The organism is Nocardioides lijunqiniae (assembly GCF_015024225.1).
In the GTDB taxonomy this organism is placed as follows: domain Bacteria; phylum Actinomycetota; class Actinomycetes; order Propionibacteriales; family Nocardioidaceae; genus Nocardioides; species Nocardioides lijunqiniae.
Genome location: NZ_JACJGM010000012.1, coordinates 1 through 25316, shown reverse-complemented (window position 1 = coordinate 25316; position 25316 = coordinate 1). Strand labels below are relative to the sequence as shown.

General features: G+C 72.1%; 17 protein-coding genes. 12 read left to right on the top strand and 5 right to left on the bottom strand.

From position 1 onward, the window contains the following. Nucleotides 1-151: 151 nt before the first annotated feature. The 7 genes from IRQ30_RS09350 (at nt 152) to IRQ30_RS09320 (ending at nt 10356) form a co-directional block, all read left to right on the top strand. The gene (locus tag IRQ30_RS09350; protein WP_193612647.1) at nt 152-2146 is read left to right on the top strand and encodes an alpha-1,4-glucan--maltose-1-phosphate maltosyltransferase; all 1995 of its coding nucleotides are present in this window, start codon (nt 152-154) and stop codon (nt 2144-2146) included. Then, on the top strand, nt 2143-3909 hold the full coding sequence (gene treS / locus IRQ30_RS09345; RefSeq protein ID WP_338089640.1) for a maltose alpha-D-glucosyltransferase: 1767 nt from the start codon (nt 2143-2145) through the stop codon (nt 3907-3909). The genes IRQ30_RS09350 and treS overlap by 4 nt, the downstream gene beginning before the upstream one ends. Further along, nucleotides 3906-5333: a maltokinase N-terminal cap-like domain-containing protein gene (locus IRQ30_RS09340; protein ID WP_338089639.1), complete on the top strand. Its 1428-nt coding sequence runs from the start codon at nt 3906-3908 to the stop codon at nt 5331-5333. The genes treS and IRQ30_RS09340 overlap by 4 nt, the downstream gene beginning before the upstream one ends. Beyond that, nucleotides 5330-7558, top strand: a complete 2229-nt coding sequence (gene glgB / locus IRQ30_RS09335) for a 1,4-alpha-glucan branching protein GlgB (protein ID WP_193612646.1) — start codon at nt 5330-5332, stop codon at nt 7556-7558. The genes IRQ30_RS09340 and glgB overlap by 4 nt, the downstream gene beginning before the upstream one ends. 10 nt (nt 7559-7568) lie before the next feature. Then, entirely contained in the window at nt 7569-8330 is a 762-nt protein-coding gene (locus tag IRQ30_RS09330) for an NUDIX domain-containing protein (protein ID WP_193612645.1), read from the top strand. A gap of 90 nt (nt 8331-8420) precedes the next feature. Then, nucleotides 8421-9935, top strand: a complete 1515-nt coding sequence (locus tag IRQ30_RS09325; RefSeq protein ID WP_193612644.1) for an APC family permease — start codon at nt 8421-8423, stop codon at nt 9933-9935. A gap of 4 nt (nt 9936-9939) precedes the next feature. Further along, nucleotides 9940-10356, top strand: a complete 417-nt coding sequence (locus IRQ30_RS09320) for a universal stress protein (protein WP_193610427.1) — start codon at nt 9940-9942, stop codon at nt 10354-10356. On the opposite strand, the gene IRQ30_RS09315 is transcribed toward IRQ30_RS09320, so the two are convergent. Beyond that, entirely contained in the window at nt 10271-11218 is a 948-nt protein-coding gene (locus IRQ30_RS09315) for an EamA family transporter (RefSeq protein ID WP_193612643.1), read from the bottom strand. The genes IRQ30_RS09320 and IRQ30_RS09315 overlap by 86 nt on opposite strands. A 72-nt stretch (nt 11219-11290) precedes the next feature. Between IRQ30_RS09315 and IRQ30_RS09310 the strand changes: the two genes are divergently transcribed. Further along, on the top strand, nt 11291-12184 hold the full coding sequence (locus IRQ30_RS09310; protein WP_193612642.1) for a LysR family transcriptional regulator: 894 nt from the start codon (nt 11291-11293) through the stop codon (nt 12182-12184). A gap of 91 nt (nt 12185-12275) precedes the next feature. Here IRQ30_RS09310 and IRQ30_RS09305 read toward each other — a convergent pair whose 3' ends face one another. Both IRQ30_RS09305 and IRQ30_RS09300 read right to left on the bottom strand, forming a co-directional pair. Continuing rightward, complete coding sequence (locus IRQ30_RS09305) at nt 12276-13013, bottom strand: EI24 domain-containing protein (protein ID WP_193612641.1); 738 nt, start codon at nt 13011-13013, stop codon at nt 12276-12278. Nucleotides 13014-13021: 8 nt separating this feature from the next. Continuing rightward, the gene (locus IRQ30_RS09300; RefSeq protein WP_193612640.1) at nt 13022-13972 is read right to left on the bottom strand and encodes a co-chaperone YbbN; all 951 of its coding nucleotides are present in this window, start codon (nt 13970-13972) and stop codon (nt 13022-13024) included. 72 nt (nt 13973-14044) lie between these two features. Here IRQ30_RS09300 and IRQ30_RS09295 point away from each other — a divergent pair, with 72 nt between their 5' ends. Beyond that, a complete protein-coding gene (locus IRQ30_RS09295) occupies nt 14045-15343 on the top strand; it encodes an endonuclease/exonuclease/phosphatase family protein (protein ID WP_193612639.1) in 1299 nt (432 codons plus the stop codon). A gap of 4 nt (nt 15344-15347) precedes the next feature. Here IRQ30_RS09295 and IRQ30_RS09290 read toward each other — a convergent pair whose 3' ends face one another. Together IRQ30_RS09290 and IRQ30_RS09285 are read right to left on the bottom strand one after the other, a co-directional pair. Next, complete coding sequence (locus IRQ30_RS09290; RefSeq protein ID WP_193612638.1) at nt 15348-16556, bottom strand: acetyl-CoA hydrolase/transferase C-terminal domain-containing protein; 1209 nt, start codon at nt 16554-16556, stop codon at nt 15348-15350. A gap of 891 nt (nt 16557-17447) precedes the next feature. Next, complete coding sequence (locus tag IRQ30_RS09285; RefSeq protein ID WP_193612637.1) at nt 17448-17936, bottom strand: MarR family winged helix-turn-helix transcriptional regulator; 489 nt, start codon at nt 17934-17936, stop codon at nt 17448-17450. Between the two features lie 96 nt (nt 17937-18032). Between IRQ30_RS09285 and IRQ30_RS09280 the strand changes: the two genes are divergently transcribed. From IRQ30_RS09280 to IRQ30_RS09270, 3 genes are all read left to right on the top strand, one after another. Next, a complete protein-coding gene (locus IRQ30_RS09280; RefSeq protein WP_338089638.1) occupies nt 18033-19424 on the top strand; it encodes a cytochrome ubiquinol oxidase subunit I in 1392 nt (463 codons plus the stop codon). Continuing rightward, a complete protein-coding gene (locus tag IRQ30_RS09275) occupies nt 19421-20422 on the top strand; it encodes a cytochrome d ubiquinol oxidase subunit II (RefSeq protein ID WP_338089637.1) in 1002 nt (333 codons plus the stop codon). Before IRQ30_RS09280 ends, IRQ30_RS09275 begins: the two co-directional genes overlap by 4 nt. A 148-nt stretch (nt 20423-20570) precedes the next feature. Then, nucleotides 20571-25226, top strand: coding sequence for a M1 family aminopeptidase (locus IRQ30_RS09270; protein WP_193612636.1), 4656 nt, complete (start codon nt 20571-20573; stop codon nt 25224-25226). Nucleotides 25227-25316 lie beyond the last annotated feature (90 nt).

The following is a 25316-nucleotide window of genomic DNA, read 5'->3' as shown; positions in this document are numbered from 1 at the left end:
ATCTCTGGAACGATCCAATGAATCGCGGAACCCGTGCCGGGAGACCGCCGCCGGACCGCCGGGCACTCCCGGCTCTCGGCGCTTCACCCTCACGGGGGATGGACAGGACTCCGGTTTGCACGGGGGCTGGCGACCGGCAAGGGTGGGTCGTATGGCTGGACGCATACCGATCATGGACGTCATGCCTGTCGTGGACCTCGGCAGGCGACCCGCGAAGGCGACGGCAGGTGAGCCCTTCCCGGTGACCGCGACCGTCTTCCGGGAGGGGCACGACCAGCTCGGCGCCGAGGTGGTGCTCATCGACCCGAAGGGCGGTCGCCGCGAGCCGCGGCGGATGACGCCCCACGGCGAGGAGCCCGACGTCTACCGCGCCTGGGTCACCCCGGACACCGAGGGCGCCTGGACCTTCGAGGTGCAGGCCTGGTCGGACCCTCTGGCGACCTGGGAGCACGACGCCGGGATCAAGATCCCCGCCGGCGTCGACGTGGAGCTGATGTTCCTCGAGGGCCGCCTGCTCCTGGAGCGGGTCAAGGCCGGCCTGCCCAAGAAGGCCAAGGACGAGCACGCGGCGCTGAAGGGCGCGATCAAGGCGGCCACCGACACCGACCGCCCCGTCGAGGCACGTCTGGCCCAGCTCATGTCGGAGGACCTGTGGGCGGTGCTCCACGCCCACCCGCTGCGCGACCTGCTCACCGTCGAGGGTCCCTACCCGGCGTACGCCGACCGCACCCGCGCGCTCTACGGCAGCTGGTACGAGTTCTTCCCGCGCTCCGAGGGCGCCACCCGCGACGAGGCCACCGGCGCGGTCACCAGCGGCAGCTTCCGCACCGCGACGAAGCGCCTGGACGCGGTCGCGGACATGGGCTTCGACGTCATCTACCTGCCGCCGATCCACCCGATCGGTGAGGTCAACCGCAAGGGCCCCAACAACACGCTGACGCCCGGCCCCGACGACACCGGCTCCCCGTGGGCGATCGGGTCCAAGGACGGCGGCCACGACGCGATCCACCCCGAGCTCGGCACCTTCGCGGACTTCGACGCCTTCGTGGCGCGCGCCGGCGAGCTCGGACTCGAGGTCGCGCTCGACCTGGCCCTGCAGGCCGCGCCGGACCACCCGTGGGTCACCACGCACCCGCAGTTCTTCACCACGCGCGCCGACGGGTCGATCGCCTTCGCGGAGAACCCCCCGAAGAAGTACCAGGACATCTACCCGATCAACTTCGACAACGACCCGACCGGCATCTGCCGCGAGGTGCTGCGCGTCGTGCGGCTGTGGATCTCGCACGGCGTGCGGATCTTCCGCGTCGACAACCCGCACACCAAGCCGCTGCCGTTCTGGGAGTGGCTGCTCGGCGAGGTGCGTCGCACCGACCCGGACGTGCTGTTCCTGTCGGAGGCGTTCACGCGCCCGGCGATGATGCACGGCCTCGGCTCGGTGGGCTTCCACCAGTCCTACACCTACTACACGTGGCGCACCGCCCGCTGGGAGCTCGAGGAGTACCTCACCGAGCTGTCGAGCGAGTCCGACCACCTGATGCGGCCGAACTTCTTCGTCAACACCCCCGACATCCTCCACTCCTACCTCCAGTACGGCGGTCCGGCCGCGTTCAAGGTGCGCGCGGCGATCGCGGCGACGAGCTCGCCCAGCTGGGGCGTCTACGCGGGCTACGAGCTCTTCGAGCACGTGGCGGTCAAGCCGGGCAGCGAGGAGTACCTCGACTCGGAGAAGTTCCAGATCCGGATCCGCGACTGGGACGGCGCCGCGGCCGAGGGCCGCACCCTCGCGCCGTACCTCACGCGGCTCAACGAGATCCGGCGCCGGCACCCGGCGCTCCAGCTGCTGCGCAACATCACCATCCACAGCAGCGACGACGAGAACATCCTGGTCTTCTCCAAGGTCGCCTACGACCCCGAGAGCGGCGACCCGGGCGACACGGTGATCGTGGTGGTCAACCTCGACCCGCACGCGACCCGCGAGTCGATGGTCCACCTCGACCTGCCCGCCCTCGGCCTCGACTGGCACGACGGCTTCACGGTCCACGACGAGATCACCGGCGAGGACTGGAACTGGGGGCAGCACAACTACGTGCGCCTCGACCCGGGCCACGAGCCCGCCCACGTCCTCACCCTCAGGAGGGGCCTGTGACCGACCTGCAGCCCGAGCAGACCCAGCAGCCCGAGCCCCGGCCGGCCGATCCGAACGACCCGTTCCCCGACACCGTCGGGACCACCCCCGACTGGTTCAAGTCGGCGGTGTTCTACGAGGTGATGGTCCGGTCCTTCCGCGACTCCAACGGTGACGGCACCGGTGACTTCAAGGGCCTCACCGAGAAGCTCGACTACCTCGAGTGGCTCGGCGTCGACTGCCTGTGGGTGCCGCCGTTCTTCACCAGCCCGCTGCGCGACGGTGGCTACGACGTCGCCGACTTCACCAACATCCTCCCCGAGGCCGGGACCGTCGAGGACTTCCACCACTTCCTCGACGAGGCCCACAAGCGCGACATCCGCGTGATCATCGACTTCGTCATGAACCACACGAGCGACCAGCACCCGTGGTTCCAGGCCAGCCGCGAGGACCCCGACGGGCCCTACGGCGACTTCTACGTCTGGTCCGACACCGACGAGCTCTACCAGGACGCGCGGGTCATCTTCGTCGACACCGAGCCGTCCAACTGGACCTGGGACCCGGTGCGCCAGCAGTACTTCTGGCACCGGTTCTTCTCCCACCAGCCCGACCTGAACTACGACAACCCGAAGGTCCACGACGCGATCCTCGAGGCGATCTCGTTCTGGTTCGACATGGGGCTCGACGGCTTCCGTCTCGACGCGGTGCCCTACCTCTACGAGCGTCCGGGCACCAACGGCGAGAACCTCCCCGAGACCCACGACTTCCTCAGGAAGGTCCGTCGCTTCGTCGACGACAAGTACCCCGGCCGGATCCTGCTCGCCGAGGCCAACCAGTGGCCCTCGGACGTCGTCGACTACTTCGGCGACTTCGAGTCGGGCGGCGACGAGTGCCACATGTGCTTCCACTTCCCGGTGATGCCGCGCATCTTCATGGCCGTGCGGCGCGAGTCGCGCTTCCCGATCTCGGAGATCCTCGAGCAGACGCCGCCCATCCCCCACGGCTGCCAGTGGGGCATCTTCCTGCGCAACCACGACGAGCTCACCCTCGAGATGGTCAGCGACGACGACCGTGACTACATGTGGGACGAGTACGCCAAGGACCCGCGGATGAAGGCCAACATCGGCATCCGCCGACGTCTGGCCCCGCTGCTCGACAACGACACGAACCAGATCGAGCTCTTCAACGCCCTGCTGCTGTCGCTGCCCGGCTCGCCGGTGCTCTACTACGGCGACGAGATCGGCATGGGCGACAACATCTGGCTCGGCGACCGCGACGGGGTGCGCACGCCGATGCAGTGGACCCCCGACCGCAACGCCGGGTTCTCGGCCGCCACCCCGGGCAAGCTCTTCCTGCCCGCGATTCAGGATCCCGTCTACGGGTACCAGTCGGTCAATGTCGAGGCTCAGATGGAGAACCCCTCCTCGCTGCTGCACTGGACGCGGCGGATGATCCAGGCGCGCCGTCGCCACGACGCGTTCGGCCTCGGGTCCTTCCACGACCTGGGCGGCTCCAACCCGGCCGTGCTGTCCTACGCCCGTGAGCACACCGGCGACGACGGGGAGCGCGACGTCATCGTCTGCGTCAACAACCTGTCGCGCTTCGCCCAGCCGATCGAGCTGGACCTGCGCCGCTTCGAGGGCATGGTGCCCGTCGAGCTGCTGGGCGGCGTGCCGTTCCCCCGCATCGGTGAGCTGCCGTACCTGCTCACCCTCGGCGGCTACGGCTTCTACTGGTTCCGGCTGACGCCGGGGACCGACTCGGGAGAGAGGCAGCTGCTGTGACCCATCTCGATCCGGTGGTCTTCACCGACTACCTCGTGCGCACGCGCTGGTTCGCCGGCAAGGGACGCCCCTTCACCGTCACCGGGGTCCGCCTGGTCGGCGAGGTGCCCGGGCGCGTCGAGGGCAGCCCGCACGTGGTCATCCACCTCGTGCAGGTCAGCTACTCCGACGTGGAGGAGACGGCCGTGGACGCCGTCGAGCTCTACCAGGTGCCGCTGGCGTTCTACGAGCACCCGCAGCAGCGGCTCGACCACGCCTTCGTCGGGTGGTGGGAGCACCCCGAGCACGGCTGGGTGCACGCCTACGACGCCCTCCACGACCGCGAGGCCATGGCGTGCTGGCTGCGCTCGTTCGACGCCGCCGCCTCCGAGGAGCACGGCAACACCGTCGACCCGGAGACCATGCTCACCTTCCACCGGCTTCCCGGCTACGACCTCGACGCCGAGGCCCCGTCGATGCTGTTCACCGGTGAGCAGTCCAACTCCTCGGTGAGCTTCGGCGAGGACGCCCTGATGAAGGTGTTCCGCAAGGTGACCCCGGGGGTCAACCCCGACGTCGCCGTCCACGACGTGCTGACGCGGGCCGGCTCCGACCACGTCGCGGCCCTCTACGGCTGGCTCGACGTGCTCGACGCCGACTCCGACGCGGTGATCCAGCTGGCCATGCTTCAGCAATTCCTGCGCACGGCCACCGACGGCTGGGACCTCGCGCTGGGCAGCGTCCGCTCGCTGTTCGCCGACCCCGAGCTGCACGCCCGCGAGTCCGGCGGCGACTTCGCCGGTGAGGCGACCCGGCTCGGCGAGGCGCTGCGCGAGCTGCACGAGACGCTGCGCGAGTCGTTCGGCTCGTCCAGCATCGAGACCGGCGACCTGGCCGACCAGATGCGCGCGCGGCTCTCCGCCGCCGAGTCCGTCGTACCCGGGCTGGCCGAGCACCACCAGGCGCTGTCCGCCCTGCACGACCGCGTCGCGCAGCTCGGCCGGATCGAGGTCCACCGCATCCACGGCGACCTGCACCTCGGCCAGACCCTGCGCACCAGCAAGGGCTGGAAGGTCGTCGACTTCGAGGGCGAGCCGGCCAAGCCGCTCGCCGAGCGGATGCTGCCCGACTCCCCCTGGCGCGACGTCGCCGGGATGCTGCGCTCGTTCGACTACGTGCCCCACGTGGCCGACCGCGAGCGCGACGAGGAGCACGATCCCGAGGAGGCCGCGCAGCGCACCCAGCGCGCGCAGGAGTGGGCCCACCGCGCCCGCAACCACTTCCTCAACGCCTACACCGGCGGCCAGATGAGCGACACCCAGCACACCCTGCTCGACGCCTACGTCGCCGACAAGGCCGTCTACGAGACCGTCTACGAGACCCGCAACCGTCCGACCTGGGTGGACATCCCGCTCCAGGCCGTGGCCAGGATCGGAGCCGCATGACCGGCACCATCGCACCCGTCCCCACGTCCGAGCTCGACCAGATCATCCACGGCGAGCACGGCCACCCCCACGCCGTCCTGGGCCCCCACGTGCACGAGGGCGCCGTCACCGTGCGCGTCCTCAAGCCCCTGGCCTCGGCCGTGGTGGTCCGCCACGGCGGCACCGAGACCCCGCTCGAGCACGAGCACGAGGGCGTCTGGGTCGGCGTGCTGCCCGGCGTCACCGACGTCCCCGACTACCGCCTGGCGGTGTCCTACGACGACGGTTCGGTCGAGCTCGACGACCCCTACCGCTTCCTTCCGACGCTCGGCCAGGTCGACCTGCACCTCATCAACGAGGGTCGCCACGAGCAGCTGTGGAACGTCCTCGGCGCCCGCGTGCACCACTACGCGGCCGCCGGCGGCACCGTCAGCGGCACGTCGTTCGCGGTCTGGGCCCCCTCGGCCCGCTCGGTGCGCCTCAAGGGCGAGTTCAACAGCTGGGACGGGCGCGAGCACCCGATGCGCCAGCTCGGCAGCTCCGGCGTCTGGGAGCTCTTCGTGCCCGGCCTCGGTGCCGGCACGTCGTACAAGTACGCCATCCGCGGCGCCGACGGCGAGTGGCGTGAGAAGGCCGACCCGATGGCGTTCCACGCCGAGGTCGCCCCCGCCACCGCCTCCCGGGTCACCGAATCCACCCACGTGTGGGGCGACGACGAGTGGATGGCCGCCCGTGCCGAGCGGCAGCCGGTCACCGAGGCGATGTCGACCTACGAGCTGCACCTGGGGTCGTGGAAGCGGCACCCCGGCGGCGGCTTCTGGAGCTACGACGAGCTCGCCGACGACCTGGTCCCCTACCTCTCCGAGCTGGGATTCACCCACGTCGAGCTGATGCCGGTGATGCAGCACCCGTTCGGCGGCTCGTGGGGCTACCACGTCACGTCCTACTTCGCCCCGGACTCCCGCTACGGCGACCCCGACGGCTTCCGCCGTCTCGTCGACCGGCTGCACCAGGCCGGCATCGGCGTCATCCTCGACTGGGTGCCGGGCCACTTCGCCACCGACCCCTGGGCGCTGGCCAGCTTCGACGGGACGCCCCTCTACGAGGACCCCAACCCGCAGCGCGGCTGGCACAAGGAGTGGGGCTCCCACATCTTCAACTTCGGCCGCCCCGAGGTGCGCAACTTCCTCTACGCCAACGCGCTCTACTGGCTGGAGGAGTTCCACGCCGACGGCCTGCGCGTCGACGGCGTCGCCTCGATGCTCTACCTCGACTACGCGCGCGAGGAGGGCGAGTGGTCGCCCAACAAGTACGGCGGGCGCGAGAACCTCGAGGCCGTGCAGTTCCTCCAGGAGATGAACGCCACCGTCTACAAGCGGGTGCCGGGCATCGTCACCATCGCCGAGGAGTCCACCTCCTGGCCTGGCGTCACCGGGCCGACCAGCGAGGGCGGCCTCGGCTTCGGCCTGAAGTGGAACATGGGCTGGATGCACGACTCGCTCGGCTACCTCGCGCGTGAGCCGGTCCACCGGCCCTACCACCACCACGAGATGACGTTCGCGCTCACCTACGCCTGGGCGGAGAACTACGTCCTGCCGATCTCGCACGACGAGGTCGTGCACGGCAAGGGCTCGCTGCTGCGCAAGATGCCCGGCGACCGGTGGCAGCAGCTGGCCAACCTGCGCGCCTACCTCGCCTACATGTGGGCCCACCCCGGCAAGCAGCTGCTGTTCATGGGCTGCGAGCTGGGCCAGGAGTCGGAGTGGGCCGAGGCCCGCGAGCTCGACTGGTGGCTGCTGGAGCACCCCGAGCACCGCGGCGTCCACGACCTCGTGCGCGACCTCAACCGCACCTACGTCGACTCCCCCGCGATGTGGTCGCGCGACGGCGACCCGTCGGGCTTCCAATGGGTCGACGCCAACGACGCCGGCCGCAGCACCTACACGTTCGTGCGTCGCGGCGACGGACCGGACCTGGTCTGCGTCTCCAACTTCCGCGACCAGCCGCACGAGGGCTTTCGCCTCGGGCTGCCGGCCACCGGCGCCTGGGAGGAGGTGCTCAACACCGACGCCGAGATCTACCTCGGCTCCGGTGTGGGCAACCTCGGCCAGATCACGGCCGTCGAGGGCGAGCACGACGGGCAGCCGGCGCACGCCGACATCGTGGTGCCGCCGCTGGCGACCGTGTGGTTCCGCCACGTGCCCGCGACGGAGCCGGTGAAGGAGTCCCCTCGCGCGGTCTCCTAGGGTTGAGGGCGTGAGCGAGCAGCCGAGGGTCGAGACGGTCTCCGACGGCGTCGCTCGCATCGTCTGGACCCCGCCCACGACGGGCGACGCGACGCCCTCGCTCGACGCCGTCCGGCGCGAGGTCGAGGGCGCGCTGGCCTCCCACGGCCGGGTCGAGATCCTGGTCGGGACCGACGACGAGGCCGGCCAGCGCGTCGCCACCTGGTCCGGCATGCAGCGCGAGGGCGTGCAGCGCGGGGTCGACGGCGACCTCGTCGTCTACGCCAGGCTCGGCTCCGACACCTCGGTGGACGAGCCCGGTGGCTTCCGGGCACTGCTCAACTCGTTCCTGCCGCGCAAGCGCGCCATCAGCCAGATGCTGATCCGCGACCGCGACGAGCGGGTGCTGCTGTGCCAGCTGACCTACAAGCAGGACTGGGACCTGCCCGGCGGCGTCGTCGAGGTGGGCGAGTCGCCGCAGCTCGCGGTCGCCCGCGAGGTCGAGGAGGAGCTGGGCCTCTCCCTCGAGGTCGGGCCCCTGGTCCTCACCGACTGGCTGCCTCCGTGGGGCGGTTGGGACGACGCCCTGTGCCTGGTCTTCGACGGCGGCGTGCACGACGCCTCGATCACCGACGTCATCGTCAAGCAGGCCCGCGAGATCCGGTCGGCGGAGTTCCTGACCCTCGACGAGGCCCGCGAGCGGTGCGCCGACTTCACCACCCGGCGCCTCGAGGCCGCGCTCGCCAACCTCGGCGGCGGCCCCGCCTACACCGAGTCCGGCCGCACGGAATGACCCCGCTGCCCGACCACTGAGGTCCGGCAGGCCTTCTCAAGGCCCCCGCACCGGTGTAGAACGAGTTCCCAGGGGTGGAGGGAGCGACCGATGCCGGACGTGGAGACGCAGGACCCGCAGCTCAAGGCCGACTCGATCGGCTTCGTCGACGCGCTGGTGATCGGCCTGGCCGCGACGTCGCCCGCGTACTCCCTGGCGGCGGTGATCGGTGCGATCACGGCCGCCGTGGGCGTCTACGCCCCCGGCGCGCTCCTGGCGTCGTTCGTGCCGATGGCGCTGATCGCCACCGCGTTCCTCTACCTCAACCGGGTCGACCAGGACTGCGGCACGACGTTCAGCTGGGTGACCCGCGCGCTGGGCCCGTGGTTCGGGTGGATCGGGGGCTGGGCCATCACCATGACCGGCGTGCTGGTGATCGGCTCGCTGGCCGACGTCGGTGTGAGCTTCACGCTGCGGACCTTCGGCGCCGACGCGGCCGCCGACGACGCGTGGGTGCGGATGCCGTTGGCGATCGCGCTGATCCTGCTGCTCACCTGGATCTGCATCCTCGGCACCGACGTCTCCGCACGCCTGCAGAACGTGCTGATCCTGGCTCAGGTCGTCTCCTTGCTGGTCTTCGCGGCGGTCGCGATCACCAAGGCCGTCAGCGACAACAGCACCCTCGACCCGATCGACCCGTCGTGGTCGTGGCTGAACCCCTTCGGCGCCGGCGGGGCGAACCTGTCCACGGCGCTGCTGCTGGGCGTCTTCGCCTACTGGGGCTGGGAGTCGGCGGTCAACCTCAGCGAGGAGACCACCGACGGCGCCTCCACGCCGGGACGCGCCGCGGTCTGGTCGACGCTGGTGCTGCTGGCGACGTACGTCTCGGTGGCCGTGGCGGTCGTCGCCTATGCCGGCACCGCCTGGCTGAGCGAGAACGCCGGCGAGGAGGAGTTCGTCTTCGCCTACCTCAGCGAGGAGGTGATGGGCGGCTGGAGCTGGGTCGTGCTGGCGTCGGTCGCGACGTCGGCGATCGCCTCGACGCAGACGACGATCATCCCGGCGTCACGCACCGGCCTCTCCATGGCCCGCAGGCACGCGATCCCGGCGCACTTCGGGCGCATCGACCCGCGGCACCGCACGCCGTACGTCAGCACCTGGTGGGTCGCGGGCATCGCGATCGTCTGGTACGTCTCGATCTACCAGGTCAGCGCCAACGCGCTCTTCGACTCGCTCACCGCGCTGGCCCTGCTGATCGCGTTCTACTACGCGCTGACCGGCATCGCCTGCGCGGTCTACCACCGGCGGCACCTGCTCGAGAGCCCCAAGAACCTGCTGCTCATCGGCGTCGGTCCGGTCGCCGGTGCGCTGATGCTGATCTGGCTGCTCGTGCTGTCGGTGCGCGACATGTCGGACCCCGCCAACTCCTACAGCGGCCAGTCCTGGCTCGGGGTCGGCCCGCCGCTCGTCATCGGGCTCGGCATCTTCCTGACCGGCGTGGTGCTGATGCTCTTCTGGCGGACCCGGGACGCGCGCTACTGGCAGGAGCGGGCCGGTGTGCCCGACCCCGACGTCGTCCACGGCGTGAAGACCGGACAGGCCGACCCCGACGGACTGGAAGGCTGACCCCATGGCAGTGGTGCTGGGCTACGACGAGTCACCGGGCGCGGACGCCGCGCTCACCACCGCGATCAACGTCGCGGCCCGCTTCGGCGAGCCGCTCGTGCTGGTCTACGGCGTCGCGCCGCCGGGCGGCGGAGGCGAGGAGTTCAAGGCCCACCGCGAGGCACTGCTCGAGATCGGACGCACCGCGCTGTCGCACGCCGTCGAGCGCGCTCAGGCTGCCGGCGTCGAGACCGACATCGAGCTCGTGGACGCCAAGCCGGCCCAGGCCCTCATGCAGGTGGCCGACGCCCGCGACGCGACCGTCATCGTGGTCGGCACCGCCGGCGAGAGCCCGCTCAAGGGCGCGATGCTGGGCTCGACGCCGCACAAGCTGCTGCACCTGAGCTCGCGACCGGTGCTGTGCGTGCCGGTGGCGGACTGACGCGCACGCGGCTGCTCGGGCGCAGCGCCACCAGGACCCCGAGCACCAGCAGCAGCCCGCCCAGGGACTCGGCGGCGTTGGGGCGCTGGTCGAGCAGCAGCCAGGCCGAGGCCATCGCCACCACCGGCGCGAGCAGCACCCACGGCACCACCGAGGCCGACGGGTTGCGGCCGAGCAGCGTGTTGAAGATCCCGTAGCCCACCAGCGAGGCGAGCCCGGCGGTGTAGAGCGTCGACACCAGCGCCTGCCAGCCGAACGCCGTCACGCCGTCGGCCAGCGCGGCAGGGCCGTCCAGCAGCAGGCTCAGCGCCACCAGGGGCACCGGGACGACGAGGGCCGACCACACGGTGAGCGAGAGGCCTCCGGTGACCCCGGACGCCCGGGCCAGGACGTTGCCGATGCCCCAGGAGAGGGCGGCGAGCAGGCACAGGGCGAGCGCCAGCAGCGGCACGTTGCCGCCGCGGCCCACGGCCACCACGAGCAGGCCGACCGAGCCCAGAGACACCCCGACGGCCTGGGCCGGTGTGGGCAGCTCGCGCAGCACGCCGGTGGCGATCAGCACGGTGAAGATGACCTGGGCCTGGAGCACCAGTGCGGCGAGCCCGGGCGGCATGCCCGCGGCCATCCCGACGTACAGGAAGCCGAACTGGCCCAGCGACATGAAGACCCCGATCAGGGCCACCGTCCGCCAGGGCGCCTGCGGGCGCCCGACCAGGAAGACGGCCGGGAGCACGACCAGGACGAAGCGGGCGGCCAGGAAGAGCAGCGGCGGGACGTCGCCCATCCCCCAGTCGATGACCACGAAGTTGAAGCCCCAGACGGTCGCCACGAGCGCGGCGAGGAGGGAGTCGCGTCGGTTCACGGCTCTAGCCTGACGCCGGCGACTCGGAAGCACCAGCGAATCCTCGTGCACGTTTCCCGGTAGCATCGCTGCATGATCGACCTGAACGCCCTCACCGCCCTGCGCGCCGTCGACACCCACGGCTCGGTCGTCGGCGCCGCCGACGCGCTGGGATTCACGCCGAGCGCGGTGTCGCAGCAGGTGAAGCGGCTGGAGCGCCAGACCGGCGTGCCCCTGCTGGAGCGGGTCGGGCGCGGCGTCATGCTGACCCGCCACGGCCGGCACCTGGTCGACGCGGGCGCCAAGGTGCTCGGGGACCTCGAGGAGATCGAGTCCGGGCTGCACCGTCAGGCCGAGGCGGTCGCCGGGCACCTGCGCATCGTCGCGTTCTCGACGGCCATGCGCGGGCTGGTCGCGCCCGCGGTGCGCGCGCTGCTCGACGCCCATCCCGACCTCACGCTGCAGCTCTCCGAGCGCGAGCCGTGGGACACCGTCGACCTGGTCGCCTCCGGCCAGTGCGAGATCGGCGTGGTCCACAGCTGGGGCGACGTGGCGCTGGCGATCCCCGAGCACGTCGTCGCGGCGCGGGTGGCCCGGGACCTCGCGGACGTCGTGGTGCACCGCGACCACCCGCTCGCCGGCCGCCCGCGCGTCACCCCGCGCGACCTCGTGGACGAGGGCTGGGTCGCCACCCCCGAGGGGACGATCTGCCGGCAGTGGCTGACCCGGATGTACGACGGCACCGGGCGGCTGCCGCGCATCGCGCACCAGTCGATGGAGTTCGACAGCCACCTCGCGATGGTGCGCGCCGGGCTCGGAATCGCCCTGGTCCCCCGGCTCGGCCGCGCGCCGCTGGGCGAGGAGCTCGTCGCCGTCCCGGCGACCGATCCGGCACCCACCCGCGAGGTGCTCGCCCTGCACCGGCGGAGCATGGCCTCCTCCCCCGCCGTCACCGCCGTCCTCACCGCCCTCGCCGCCGGGGGCTAGAGAAGGACGACGTCCGCCCGGGGGTTGAGGAAGGACGAAGTCCTGTCTCGAAACCCCTACCTCGAAGCCCCTGTCTCGATACCCCTGTGGGTCAGCGCACTTCGGCCGCGTCCCGCTCGGCCGCCAGATCCCGGGCGAGCATGGTGGCGCCCACCACGGCCGCCGGCATCACGACCACCGCCCCGAGCGGCACCAGGAAGAACGCCTGCACGAGCACCCCGAAGCCCAGCACGGTCCGGCGCCGACCCCGGGTGAGCTCCGCGCGGCGCGCCGCGTCCAGGCCACGAGCCTCGAGCGGGCGCCCGAGGAGGTCGCCGGCGAGCATCCATCCCGAGACCACCAGCCCGAGCACGGCGCCGAGCACCGTGCCGACGACGGGCAGGAACCCGATCACGACGACCAGCACGCTGGCGCCGATGCCCACCAGCACCAGGACGACCGCGTCACGGGCCGCACGCCACGCGCTGAGCTCGCCGTCGGGCACGTCGCCGCCGAGCATCCGCTCGGTCTCGCGCCAGATCCGCGCGTAGAACGGGTCACCGACCAGCAGCGTCAGCGCGACGAAGGTCGAGGCGGCCAGCGCGAGGGCCCCGACCGCGACCACGAGTCCGACGCTCAGCCGCACCAGGACCTGCACCGGGTCGCCCGCGTCGTCCACGAACGGCGTCGCCCAGCTCACCAGGTCGGGCAGCTGCAGCAGCAGGACGACGTACGCCGTCAGCAGCACGAGCGAGACGATCAGGGCCGGGAGCATCCCCAGCAGCATCAGCCCCGGGCGGTGCCGCCACAGGGCGAAGCCGCGCAGGACGTAGGACGGGCCGGCGTTCACCCGTGCACTCAGAAGAGCGCGGAGGCGAGGCTCTGACGGCCCTTGAGCACGCGCGGATCCTCGTTGCCGACGGCCGCGAAGAGCCCGAGCAGGTGCTCGCGCGCGGCGTTGCGCTCGTCGCCGGACGAGCGGCGGACCAGCTCGACCAGGCGGCCGAAGGCCTCGTCCACGCGGCCCTCGAGGAGGTCCAGGTCGGCCACCAGGGTCTGCGCGTCGAGCTCGTCCGGGGCGCCGTCCGCCGCGGCGCGAGCAGCGGCGGGGTCGACGCCCTGGGTGCGCTGGAGGACCTTGGCCATGGCGAGCCCCGCGGCAGCCTCGGCGTCGGCGGGGTTGGCGGTGACGAGCTTCTGGTACTCCGCGACGGCGCCGTCGAAGTCGTTGGCGGCCAGCGCGTCCTCGGCGGCGGCGTAGCGCGGGTCCACCGCCTCCTCGTCGCCCTCGCCGGCAGCGGCGGGCGCGGCACCGGACAGCGGCTGGTGGCGAGCGGTCATGCCCTGGGTCGCGAGCTGCTGCATCACCTGGGTCAGGGCCGTGCGCAGCTCCTCGAGCGGGACGACGTCCTGCAGCAGCGGCGCGGGGCGACCGTCGAGGATGGCGACGACCAGCGGGATCGACTGGACCTGCATGGCCTGGGCGATCTGCGGGGCGGCGTCGACGTCGACCAGTCCGGCCAGGAACCGGCCCTCGAACTCTCCCGACAGCGTCGCGAGGTCGTCGGCGAGCTGGCCGCTCTCGGGCATCCGCGAGCGCGAGAAGAGCACGAGCAGGACCGGCGCGGTCATCGACCGCTCGATGACCTCCTGGAAGTTCTGCTCGGTGACCTCCAGGGCGTACGACGCGATGCCGCCGCCGGCTGCACCCGCGGGGGCGCCGGCGCCCGGCGCGGGGCTCGGCGCGGCGGGGCGCTTGAGGGCGGAGAGGTCGATCGCTCCGGGGCGGCTGAACGGCTGCTGCGTCATGGCCCCAATCCTAGGGAGGACCGCCACCCGGCGTTCGGGCGGCTGTCACCTGGCCGTGGCAGGGTCGGAGCCATGAAAATCTCTCGGGCTGCCGCGGCGAGCGCCGCGGCCATCACTCTCCTGACCACGCCGGCCGTCGCCGGCCTCACCGGCGGGTCCGCCACCGCCGCCGACCGCGACCGCCACGGGGGCCACCACGGGACCCATCAGCAGGGCCACCACGGTGGCCACCAGGGGGGTCACCACAGCACGCGTGGCACCGTTCGGTTCCAGACCTTCAACGCCTCCCTCAACCGCACGCGCGCGGGCGAGCTCGTGGAGGACCTCTCCACCCCCGACGACCCGCAGGCGTCGGCCGTGGCCGAGATCATCCAGCGCACGCGCCCCGACGTCCTGCTGCTCAACGAGTTCGACTACGTGCCCGGCCGGGTGGCCGTCGACCTGTTCCGCGACAACTACCTCGCGGTGGGCCACGGCGGCGCGAGGCCCATCGACTACCCCTACGCCTACGTCGCCCCCTCCAACACCGGTGTCCCCAGCGGGCACGACCTCGACAACAACAGCACCGTGGGCGGCGGCAACGACGCGTTCGGGTTCGGCGACTTCGAGGGCCAGTACGGCATGGTCGTGCTGAGCAAGCACCCGATCGTCGCCGGCAAGGTGAGGACGTTCCAGCGGTTCCTGTGGAAGGACATGCCGGGCGCCCTGCTGCCCGACGACCCGGCCACCGCCGCGCCGCGTGACTGGTACTCCCCCGCCGAGCTGGAGGACGTGCGGCTGTCCAGCAAGTCCCACTGGGACGTGCCGGTGCGGATCGGTCGCCGCACCGTCCACTTCCTGGTCTCGCACCCGACCCCTCCGACGTTCGACGGCCCCGAGGACCGCAACGGCGCCCGCAACCACGACGAGATCCGCTTCTGGGCCGACTACGTCGACGGCCGGCGCTACGTCTACGACGACCGCGGCCGCCGAGGCGGCCTGCCCCGCGGCGAGAGGTTCGTCATCGCCGGCGACCAGAACAGCGACCCGCGCGACGGAGACTCGGTGGGGGGCTCGATCCAGCAGCTGCTCGACCACCCGCGCATCACCGACCCGCGGCCGTCGTCCCGCGGCGGGGTGGAGGCCGCGGCACGCCAGGGCGGCGCCAACCTCGCGCACGAGTCGGACCCGCGCTTCGACACCGCCGACTTCAACGACAACCCGGCCCCGGGCAACCTGCGCGCCGACTACGTGCTGCCCGCGAGGGGCCTGAAGGTCCGCGGCTCGGGCATCTTCTGGCCGGTGCCGTCCGACCCGCTGTCGCGCCTGACCGGCGAGTTCCCGTTCCCGTCGTCGGACCACCGCGCGGTCTGGGTCGACCTGCGCCCCTGACGCCTCACGCGAGCCCCAGCGCCGCGGCCTCCTCCCAGAGGTCGTCGCGGACGCTGGGGTGAGCGGCGTGGTCGATGATCTGGCGGGCCTGCTCGCGCTGGTCCCGACCGAAGACCTCGGCCAGGCCCTGCTCGGTCACGATCGCGCTCATCTGGAACGACGTCACCGGCTCGTCGACGAGCGCGACGACGGTCGACACGTCCGCCTTCGGGTGCCAGGAGCGCAGGGCGATGAACGCCTGACCGCCCGGGCTGTGCAGCGCGCCCACGATGAAGTCGGTCTGGCCACCGGTGCCGGAGTGGATGCGGGCGTTGATCCGGGAGGCGTTGGCCTGGCCGAAGAGGTCGACCTGCAGCGCGGTGTTGACGCTGACCATCGCCGGGTTTCCGGCGATGCGCGCCGGGTCGTTGGTGACCTCGGTGCGCACCATCTCGACGCGGTCGTTGCCGTCGACCCACTCGAAGAGCTCCGGCGAGCCGAACAGGAACGACGCCGAGATCGGCACGTCGCGGTCGAGGGCGCCGGCGAGCTCGAGCGCGAGCACGCTGTCGGAGAACATCTCGGTCCAGATCCGCAGACCGCGGCGCCCGATGAGGCCGCGCATCGTGGCGTCCGGCACCGCCCCGATGCCGGCCTGGAGCGTCGCGCCGTCCCCCACCCGCGCGGCGACCAGCTCGCCGATCCTGGCCGACGCGTCGTCGATGGGCGCCCCGGCGGCGTGCGCGAGCGGCTCGTCGGCCTCCACGAGCACGTCGAGGTGCTCCACGTCGACCAGCGCGTCGCCGTACGTCCACGGCAGGTGGTCGTTGACCTGCGCCACCACGATCCCGCCCCGGCTGCGCACCGCCTCGATCGCGGCCGGCAGCACGTTGACCTCCACCCCCAGCGACACCTTCCCGTCGCGGGGCCGCGTCGTGTGCAGCACCACCGCGTCCGGAGGCATCGACCCCGCGAACAGCGTCGGCACGAGCGAGAGCCGCGACGGCACGTAGCTCAGCCGCGGGCTGCGCCGCTGCCCCGGCCCGACGAACGACGTCTCCAGCGTCACGCCCTCCCGGTCCGGGATCCCGTGCTGCCCGTTGAGCATCCACAGCCGGTACTCCGCCAGCCGCTCGTCCACCAGCCTCAGCGTGTGCCACGGCGTCGCGTGGTTGCCCGTGACGACGATGCGGGGATTGGCAGGCAGCGCGGCCAGCGCGCGGTCGAGGTCCACACCGACGATTCCACCAGACCCCTCCACACCCCACCCAGGCCCAAGGTCCCCACCGCCCCAGGACCAAGTCCCACCCGGTGGTCGAGGAGGGACGAAGTCCCGTCTCGAAACCACGTCGCCCTGCGGTGGTTGAGGTGCGAGCGAAGCGAGCCTCGAAACCACCCGACCGGTGGTCGAGCAGTGAGGAGCGCCAGCGACGAGCGCCCGTCGAGACCCCGTGACCCGACGCCGAGCAGTGACCCACGGTGGTTGAGGTGCGAGCGCAGCGAGCCTCGAAACCACGTCTCCGGTGGTCGGGAGGGGTTTCGAGACAGGCGCTAGCGCGCCTTCCTCAACCCCCGGAGTTGCCGCTCTTCTGAAGGTGTTCTCGGGCCGGACTGGGGTGCCGCGCGCGTAGCCGGTCGCGTCTCCGCGTCACCCCTGGTGAGGCTGGCGTGACTGGTGGTGCGTCTACCTGCTCTCAGCGTCGGCAGTTGGCCACCCCAGCGGGCCGGCCAAGCGTGGAGACGTCGCTGTCAGGCGCGAACTGCCGACGCTGATGACCGATAGGCAGGGCCCGCGCTGTTCGCGGGCGGCGCGGCGAAGCCGCCGCCGCCCGTGCGCCGCCCCAGCAGCCCGGGAGAGGCTCGGAGTCAAGGACGCCCGCAGGCCGCCGCGAAGCGGGCGAAGCTCCTTGACGCCGAGACCCGGGCTGCTACGCGCGCGGGCCACATCAGCCCCGCACACATCAGGTGGTTTCGAGGCTCGCTGCGCTCGCACCTCAACCACCGTGAGTCGCCGCTGGGCGCTCGGCTCACGGGGTCTCGACGGGCGCTCGTCGCTGACGCTCCTCACTGCTCGACCACCGGACGCGGCTCGCCGCGCACGCGCCTCGACCACCGGGGCGAGGGGTCAGAAGTCGCCGGCCTCGCGGCGGACCGGGCGGAGGAGCTCCGACAGGGCCTGCAGGTCGGGGTCGCTCATGGCGTTGAGGGCGAAGCCGGACTCGACGAGGTCGCGGGTGGCGGCCTCGACGACGGCGCGTCCCTCGGCGGTGATCTCGGCGAGGACCGCGCGGCCGTCGTCGGGGTGCTGGCGGCGGGTGATGTGGCCGGCCGCCTCCAGGCGTCGGGCGATGGAGGTGATCGAGGTGGGGTGGACCTGGAGGCGCTGCCCCATCTTGCCCAGGGGAAGCGACCCTCGGGAGGAGAAGACCAGCAGCACCAGCGCCTCGTAGCGGGCGAAGGTCAGTCCGTGCGGCTTGAGGAGCGCGTCGAGCTGGCCGATCACCAGCTGCTGAACCCGCATCAGCGAGGTGACCGCGTGCATGGCAGCGACACCGTCCCAGCGCTTCCCCCACTGTCGAGCGGCTTCGTCGATGGGGTCGAAGGGCAGGGACATGGTCCGGACATAGTGGCAGCCGGGACCCCGGACCGGAACTTGTGAAAACTTTCACAAAGGGTGTGACGTTCGGCCCTGGCGTCCTACGGTCGGAGTGTGACGGTCTCCGCGCTCACTCTCCAGCTGCTCACCGCCGAGGACCCGGCGGGGCTCCTCCCGGCCCGGGAGCAGATGGCGCTCTCGCTCGGCTGGCACATCGTGCTGGCCTGCTTCGGGGTCGCCTTCCCCGCGATGATCTTCGTCGTCCACCGACGCGGCATCGTCCGCGACGACCCGGTAGCGCTGGAGCTCGCCAAGCGCTGGTCGAAGGTCTCGGCGGTGCTGTTCGCCATCGGCGCGGTGTCCGGGACCGTGCTGAGCTTCGAGATGGGGCTCCTGTGGCCCGGGCTCATGGGCCCCTTCGGCGACGTGCTCGGGCTGCCCTTCGCGTTCGAGGGGCTGTCGTTCTTCGTCGAGGCGATCTTCCTCGGCATCTACCTCTACGGCTGGGGCCGGATGCCACCGCGCCGGCACCTGCTGATGCTGGTCCCGATGGCGGCCGCCGGCGTCGTCGGGACGTTCTGCGTGATCTCGGTCAACGCCTGGATGAACGCCCCCGCCGGCTTCACGATGGTCGACGGCGAGGTCACGAACGTCGACCCCTGGGCCGCGATGTTCAACGACCTGGTGTTCATGCAGTTCCTGCACATGTGGGTCGCGGCGTTCATGGTGGTTGGCTTCGCCGTCTCCGGGGTGTACGCCGTCGGCATGCTGCGCGGGCGCCGCGACCCGCACCACCGGCTCGGGTTCATCGTGCCGTTCGTGTTCGCGACCGTGGCCGCGCTGACGCAGCCGTTCATCGGCCACCTGCTCGGCGGCAACCTCGGTGACCGGCAGCCGGCCAAGCTCGCGGCGTTCGAGCTCGCCGAGACGACCGAGAGCCCCTCTCCCCTGCGCCTGGGCGGCGTGCTGGTCGACGGCGAGGTCAAGTGGGCGATCGACATCCCGGTGCTCGGCTCGCTGATCGCCCAGAACTCCTTCACCGAGCCGGTCCAGGGACTCGACACCATCCCGGAGGAGGACCACCCGCCGGTCAACCTCACCCACTGGGCGTTCCAGACGATGATCGGCATCGGAACGCTGCTGGCCGGCGCGGTCGTGCTGTTCTGGTTCATGCGCTGGCGAGGACGCGACCTGCTGGAGCGCCGCTGGTTCCTGCGCTTCGCCGCCGTCTCCGGGCCGCTCGCGGTGGTCGCCCTCGAGGCCGGCTGGATCGCCACCGAGGTGGGCCGTCAGCCCTGGGTCGTCTACGGCGTGCTGCGCACGACGGAGGCGGCCGGCAGCAACTCCGGCCTGTGGTGGCTGCTCGGCGCGACCGTCGTCGTCTACGCCGGCATGACCACCGGGGCCGTCGTCGTGCTGCGCTCGATGGCGCGTCGCTGGCGCGCCGGCGAGAGCGACCTGCCCAGCCCCTACGGTCCCGAGCCGCGCGAGGAGGTGGCTCGGTGACCCTGCCGATGCTGGTCGTCGCGGCGCTCTTCGTCGGCGTGCTCGCCTACGCGCTCTTCGGCGGCGCCGACTTCGGGTCGGGCTTCTACGACCTCACCGCGGGTGGCGCCGTGAAGGGCGCGGAGCTGCGCACGCTCGTCGACCACAGCATCGGCCCGGTCTGGGAGGCCAACCACGTCTGGCTGATCTACGTGCTGGTGATGTGGTGGACGGCGTTCCCCGAGACCTTCGCCAGCACCATGTCGACGCTGATCCTGCCCATGCTCCTCGCGCTGCTCGGCATCGTGCTGCGCGGCGCCAGCTTCGCCTTCCGCAAGTACGCCGGCACGCTCGGCCAGGCCCGCCTGTTCGGCGCGATCTTCGCGGTGTCGTCGGTGGTCACGCCGTTCTTCCTGGGCGCGGTCGCCGGCGCGATCGCGTCGGGCCGCGTGCCGGCCACCGGCCGGGGCGACCTGTGGTCGTCGTGGCTCAACCCGACATCGATGTTCGGTGGGGCGATCGCGGTCGGCACGTGCGCGTTCCTCGCCGGCACCTTCCTCACCGCCGACGCCGTCCGCAGCGGCGCCGACCGGCTGGCCGAGGCGCTGCGCCGCCGCACCCTCGTCGTGGGCGTGGTCACCGGCGCGGTCGTGTTCGCCGCCCTGGTGCCGCTCACCCGGGACGCCCCGACCCTCACCGACGGCCTCGCCGGACGCGCCGCGCCGCTGGTCGTGCTGTCGGCCGTCGCCGGGGTCGCGACGCTGGTGCTCCTGCTCCGGCGGCGCCCGGCTCCGGCCCGGGTCACGGCCCTGGCCGCGGTGGCCGCCGTCGTCCTGGGCTGGGGCGTGGCGCAGTACCCCTACCTCCTCGTCGACGAGATCACCATCGCGGACGCCGCCGGCGCCCCGGCCACGCTCCGCGCGCTGCTGGTCGCCGTGGTGCTCGCGGCCGTCATCGTCGTCCCGGCCCTGACCTACCTCTTCCGCCTCACCCAGAGCGAGGACTGGACCCACCACTGAGCGGCCGCCACGGTCACTCGTGGATCAGGATCCGAGATTGTCGGACAACTTCACCGAAAGTGACACGCACGAAACACGACCTGACTAGGTTCTCAGTCGATCCCGCTCTCGGAACTCTGCCGCGGGGCACGACCCGAGAGATGCACACGTGACGACTGCGCGACGCCGCACCGGCCAGCTGGCCGCCCTCGCCCTCACCACCGGCCTGCTGGTCACCGTCACCGGGACGGAGGCGGCGAACGCCGAGGACGCCGTCGTCGGCGCCCAGACCGCGAGCCCCGCCGACTCGCTGTTCCCGAACCAGGGCAACAGCGGCTACGACGTGAAGCACTACGACCTCGACTTCCGCATCGACGTGGGTATCGGGACGACGCACAACGCGCCGTCCACGACCACCCTCCAGGACGCGACCGCGACGATCGAGGCGACCACCACCGGCGCCCCGCTGTCGTCGTACTCCTTCGACTTCCAGGGCACGTCGACCACGCTCGAGGCCGCGACGCTCAACGTCGAGTCGGTCACCGTGAACGGCGCCCCCGCGACGTTCTCGCGCATCGAGAACACCACCATCACCGACGCGACCACGGACAAGCACAAGCTGGTCGTCACCCCGTCCACGCCGGTGAGCGGCGCCTTCACCACGGTCGTCACGTACTCCGGCCAGCCGGTCAGCCACCGCGACACCGACAACTCGATCGAGGGCTGGAACAACACCGTCGACGGCGCCACCTTCGTCAACCAGCCGGTCGGGTCGATGACCCTGTTCCCCAACAACAACACCCCGCGCGACACCGCCACCTACACCTGGACGGTCGACGCCTCGAGCAAGGTGGGCACCTCCAACCTCGCGGTCGGCGGCGACCGCACCTACCAGGCCGGCGTCGTGAGCAACGGCGAGCTGGTCTCCCGGACCCCCAGCGGCGACGGCTCGCGCACCACCTGGGTGTGGGACCAGAAGAAGCCGCAGGCCAGCGAGCTGTCGTTCTTCTCGATCGGCCGCTACGACATCTACACCTCCGACATCACCCTGGCCAGCGGCCGGACGATCCCGGAGTGGACGTTCATCGACCCGGCGCTCTCCCAGGCCAACCAGGCCGTCACGCTCGGGAGCCGCGCCCAGCTGAAGTCGGTGATCGACTTCTTCGAGACGAAGTTCGGCCCCTACCCCGGCAACAGCACCGGCCTGGTCACCGACAACACCACCGGCATCAACTACGCCCTGGAGACCCAGGACCGCCCGTTCTTCCCCAACAGCGCCGGCCGCGGCACGACGTACCACGAGATCCTGCACCAGTGGTGGGGCAACAACGTCGCGCCGACCGACTGGAACGACATCTCCCTCAGCGAGGGGTCCGCCCAGTACTCGGAGTTCCAGTTCCCGTACGAGGAGGCGGGCACCTCCACGACCACGACCGAGCAGGCCAACTTCGCGCTCTACACCTCCCGGTCCGCCACCAGCGGGACCTTCAACACGGCGCCGGCCGCGATGACCCAGGCCGGTCAGCTGTTCGGCAGCCAGTCCTACGAGCGCGGATCGATCGCCCTCGAGGCCCTGCGCACGTCGATCGGCACCGCCGACTTCGAGACCCTGGTGCGTGAGTTCCAGCTGACCTACGGCGGCACCCAGGTGCCCGGTCGGCGCGTCGTCGACTTCCGGGCGATGGCCGAGGACATCTCGGGCAGGGACCTGGGCGCGTTCTTCCAGGCCTGGTACTACACCGCCGGCAAGCCCGCCTGGCCCGTCAAGTTCGACCTGAACCTCGCCGGCCCGACCGGCGCGGTCGACTCCGGCGACCCGGTCACCTACACGCTGACCGCCCGCAACACCGGCAAGGTCGCGATGCCCGCCGCCGGAACCGTGGTCACCGTCGACCTGGCCGGCGTGCTCGACGACGCCACCATCGGGACGACTCCTGCCGGCACCACGCTCGACGGCACGACCCTGACCTGGACCGTCCCGGCCACCGCGCTGGCCGCGACCGCCAGCGTCGAGATCCCCTTCACCGTCGACGCCGGCACGATGGGCAGCGCGCTCACGCCCGTGGCCCGGGCCGCGACCCTCGGAGGCACCTGCCTCGACTGCGCGCCGCGTCTCGTCGTGGGCACCGCCTTCACCTCCCCCGCGCCCGTGCCGACGATCACCGGCGGTGTCGCGGCGGTGGGCGCTCCGCTGAGCGTCGACACCTCCGGCTGGGCCGACGGTGCGACCTTCGCCTACCAGTGGCTCGTCGACGGCAGCCCCGTGCCCGGCGCCACCGGCGCGTCGTACACCCCGACCGTCGCGGCCGTCGGCCTCCCGGTCCGCGTGAGGGTGACCGGCACCTCGGCGGGCCTCAACCCGACCTCGGTGACCAGCGCCGCGACCGCGAACGTCGCTCGCGGCACCCTGGTCACGGCGACGCCGACCATCAGCGGCACCCCGCAGGCGGGTCAGCGGCTGACCGTCTCCCCCGGGGCCTGGACGCCGGGCACCGTCTTCACGTACCAGTGGCGCAACAACGGCACCGCCGTCCCCGGCGCCACCGGTCCCAGCTACTACCCCACGGCCGGCCAGGTCGTCTCCGTCACCGTGACGGGCACCCGAGGCGGCTACACCACCACGTCCGCGATGAGCGAGGCGACTGCCGAGGTGGCGTCGGGGCAGGAGCCGACGCAGACCCCCGTCCCCGTGCTCGACGGCACGCCCAAGGTCGGCGCGCCCTACGAGCCGACGCTGGGGACGTGGGACACCGGCACGGTGCTGACGTTCCAGTGGTCGGTCAACGGCACCAACCCCACTAGCGGCGCGACCGGCGCCACCTTCACCCCGACCGCCGCCCAGCTGGGCCAGCGGCTGACCCTCCGGGTCACCGGCACCAAGCCCGGGTTCGCGCCGGTCGTCCGCAGCACCGAGGTGCCCAGCGCGCCGATCGAGCCGGGCACGCAGGTCCTCCAGCCGACCCCGACGATCACCGGCACGCCCCGGGCCTACGCCCAGGTCCCGGGAGTCCCGGGCACCTGGGACACCGGCACCACGAGGACCTACCAGTGGTACGTCGACGGCGTCGCGATCCCGGAGGCCACGGGCACGTCGTACACGCCTCCGGCCGCGCAGATCGGGCAGGCGCTGACCTTCGCGGTCACCAGCACCCGGAACGGCTACGCGCCCGTCACGAAGACCAGCGAGCCCAAGACCGTGCTGCCCACCCTGCAGAGCCTGACGCCGACGCCGACCGTCACCGGCTCGCCGAAGGTGGACTCCCCGCTCACGGTCGACCCGGGCCGCTGGGAGGACGGAGTCACGCTGACCTACCAGTGGTCTGCTGACAGGGAGCCGGTCACGGGAGCCACCGAGGTCGTCTTCACGCCGGCAGCCGCCCAGCTCGGTGCCCTGATCACGGTCACCGTGACCAGCAGCAAGCCCGACTTCGAGACGGCCTCGCGGACCAGTGAGCCGACCGATCCCGTCGCGGCCGGTGACCAGGGCTCCACCCCGACCCCGACGATCACCGGCAACCCCAAGGTCGGCGTCGAGCTCACCGCCGTCCCCGGCACCTGGGACGAGGGCACCGACCTCGCCTACCAGTGGTCCGCCGACGGCGAGGCCGTCGAGGGCGCCACGTCGGCGACCTTCACCCCCGGCCCCGGCCGCGCCGGCGACGTCCTCACCGTCGCCGTCACCGGAACACGGACCGGCTACGCACCCGCAACCCGCACCAGCGAGCCCACCGCCCCCGTGGCTGCCGGCGAGCTGACCGCCTCCCCGACCCCGACGATCACCGGCACCGCCAAGGTCGGCGTCGAGCTCACCGCAGTCCCGGGCACGTGGGACGAGGGCACCACCCTCGCCTACCAGTGGTCCGCCGACGGCGAGGCCGTCGAGGGCGCCACCACGGCGACCTTCACCCCCGGCCCCGGCCGGGTCGGTGACGTCCTCACCGTCGCCGTGACCGGCACGCGGACCGGCTACGCCCCCGCCACCCGCACCAGCGAGCCGACCGCCCCCGTGGCCGCCGGGGACCTGAGCCTCGCCCCGACCCCGGTGGTCTCCGGCACCCCCAAGGTCGGCGTCGAGCTCACCGCCGTCCCGGGCACCTGGGACGACGGCGTCGCGCTCACCTACCAGTGGTCCGCCGGCGGGACGGTCATCGAGGGCGCCGACACCGCGACGTTCACCCCCGGCCCCGCCCTCGCGGGCGAGCGTCTGGCGGTGACGGTCCGTGGCACCAGCACCGGCTACCAGCCCGTGGCCCGCACGAGCGAGCCCGCCGCCCCGGTGGCCCCGGGTGACCTGACGACCACCCCGGCGCCGACGTTCAGCGGCACGGCGCAGGTCGGCCGGACGGTCTCGGCGGCCTCGGAGCCGTGGGACGACGGCACGGAGCTGACCTACCAGTGGCAGCGCAACGGCGTTGCGATCGCGGGCCGCACCGGCACGACGTACGCCATCGTTGCCGCGGACCGCGGGACCCGCCTCAGCGTGGTCGTGACCGGCCGCAAGCCGGGCTACGCCCCGGTCAGCCGCGTGTCGCCGGCCCGGCTCGTGGCGGCGGGGACGCAGGTGCGGGCGCCGAAGCCGCGCATCACGGGCGCGCCGAAGGTGGGCCGCACGCTGCGGGTCGCCCCGGCGACGTACGACGCCGGCGTCCGGCTCACCTACCGGTGGCTGGTCGGCGGGAAGGTCGTGGCGGGCGGCACCGCGAAGACCTTCCGGCTCACGAAGAAGCACGCTGGCAAGCGGGTCACCGTGCGGGTGACCGCCACCAAGGCCGGCTACGTCACGAGGACCGCGACCAGCGCGGCCACGCGACCCGTCCGGCGCTGACACGCAGAACGGCCGGGGGGGGGGGGGGGGGGCGCCCCCCCCCCCCCGGGGGGGGGGGGGGGGGGGGGGGGCGCCCCGGGGGGGGGGGGC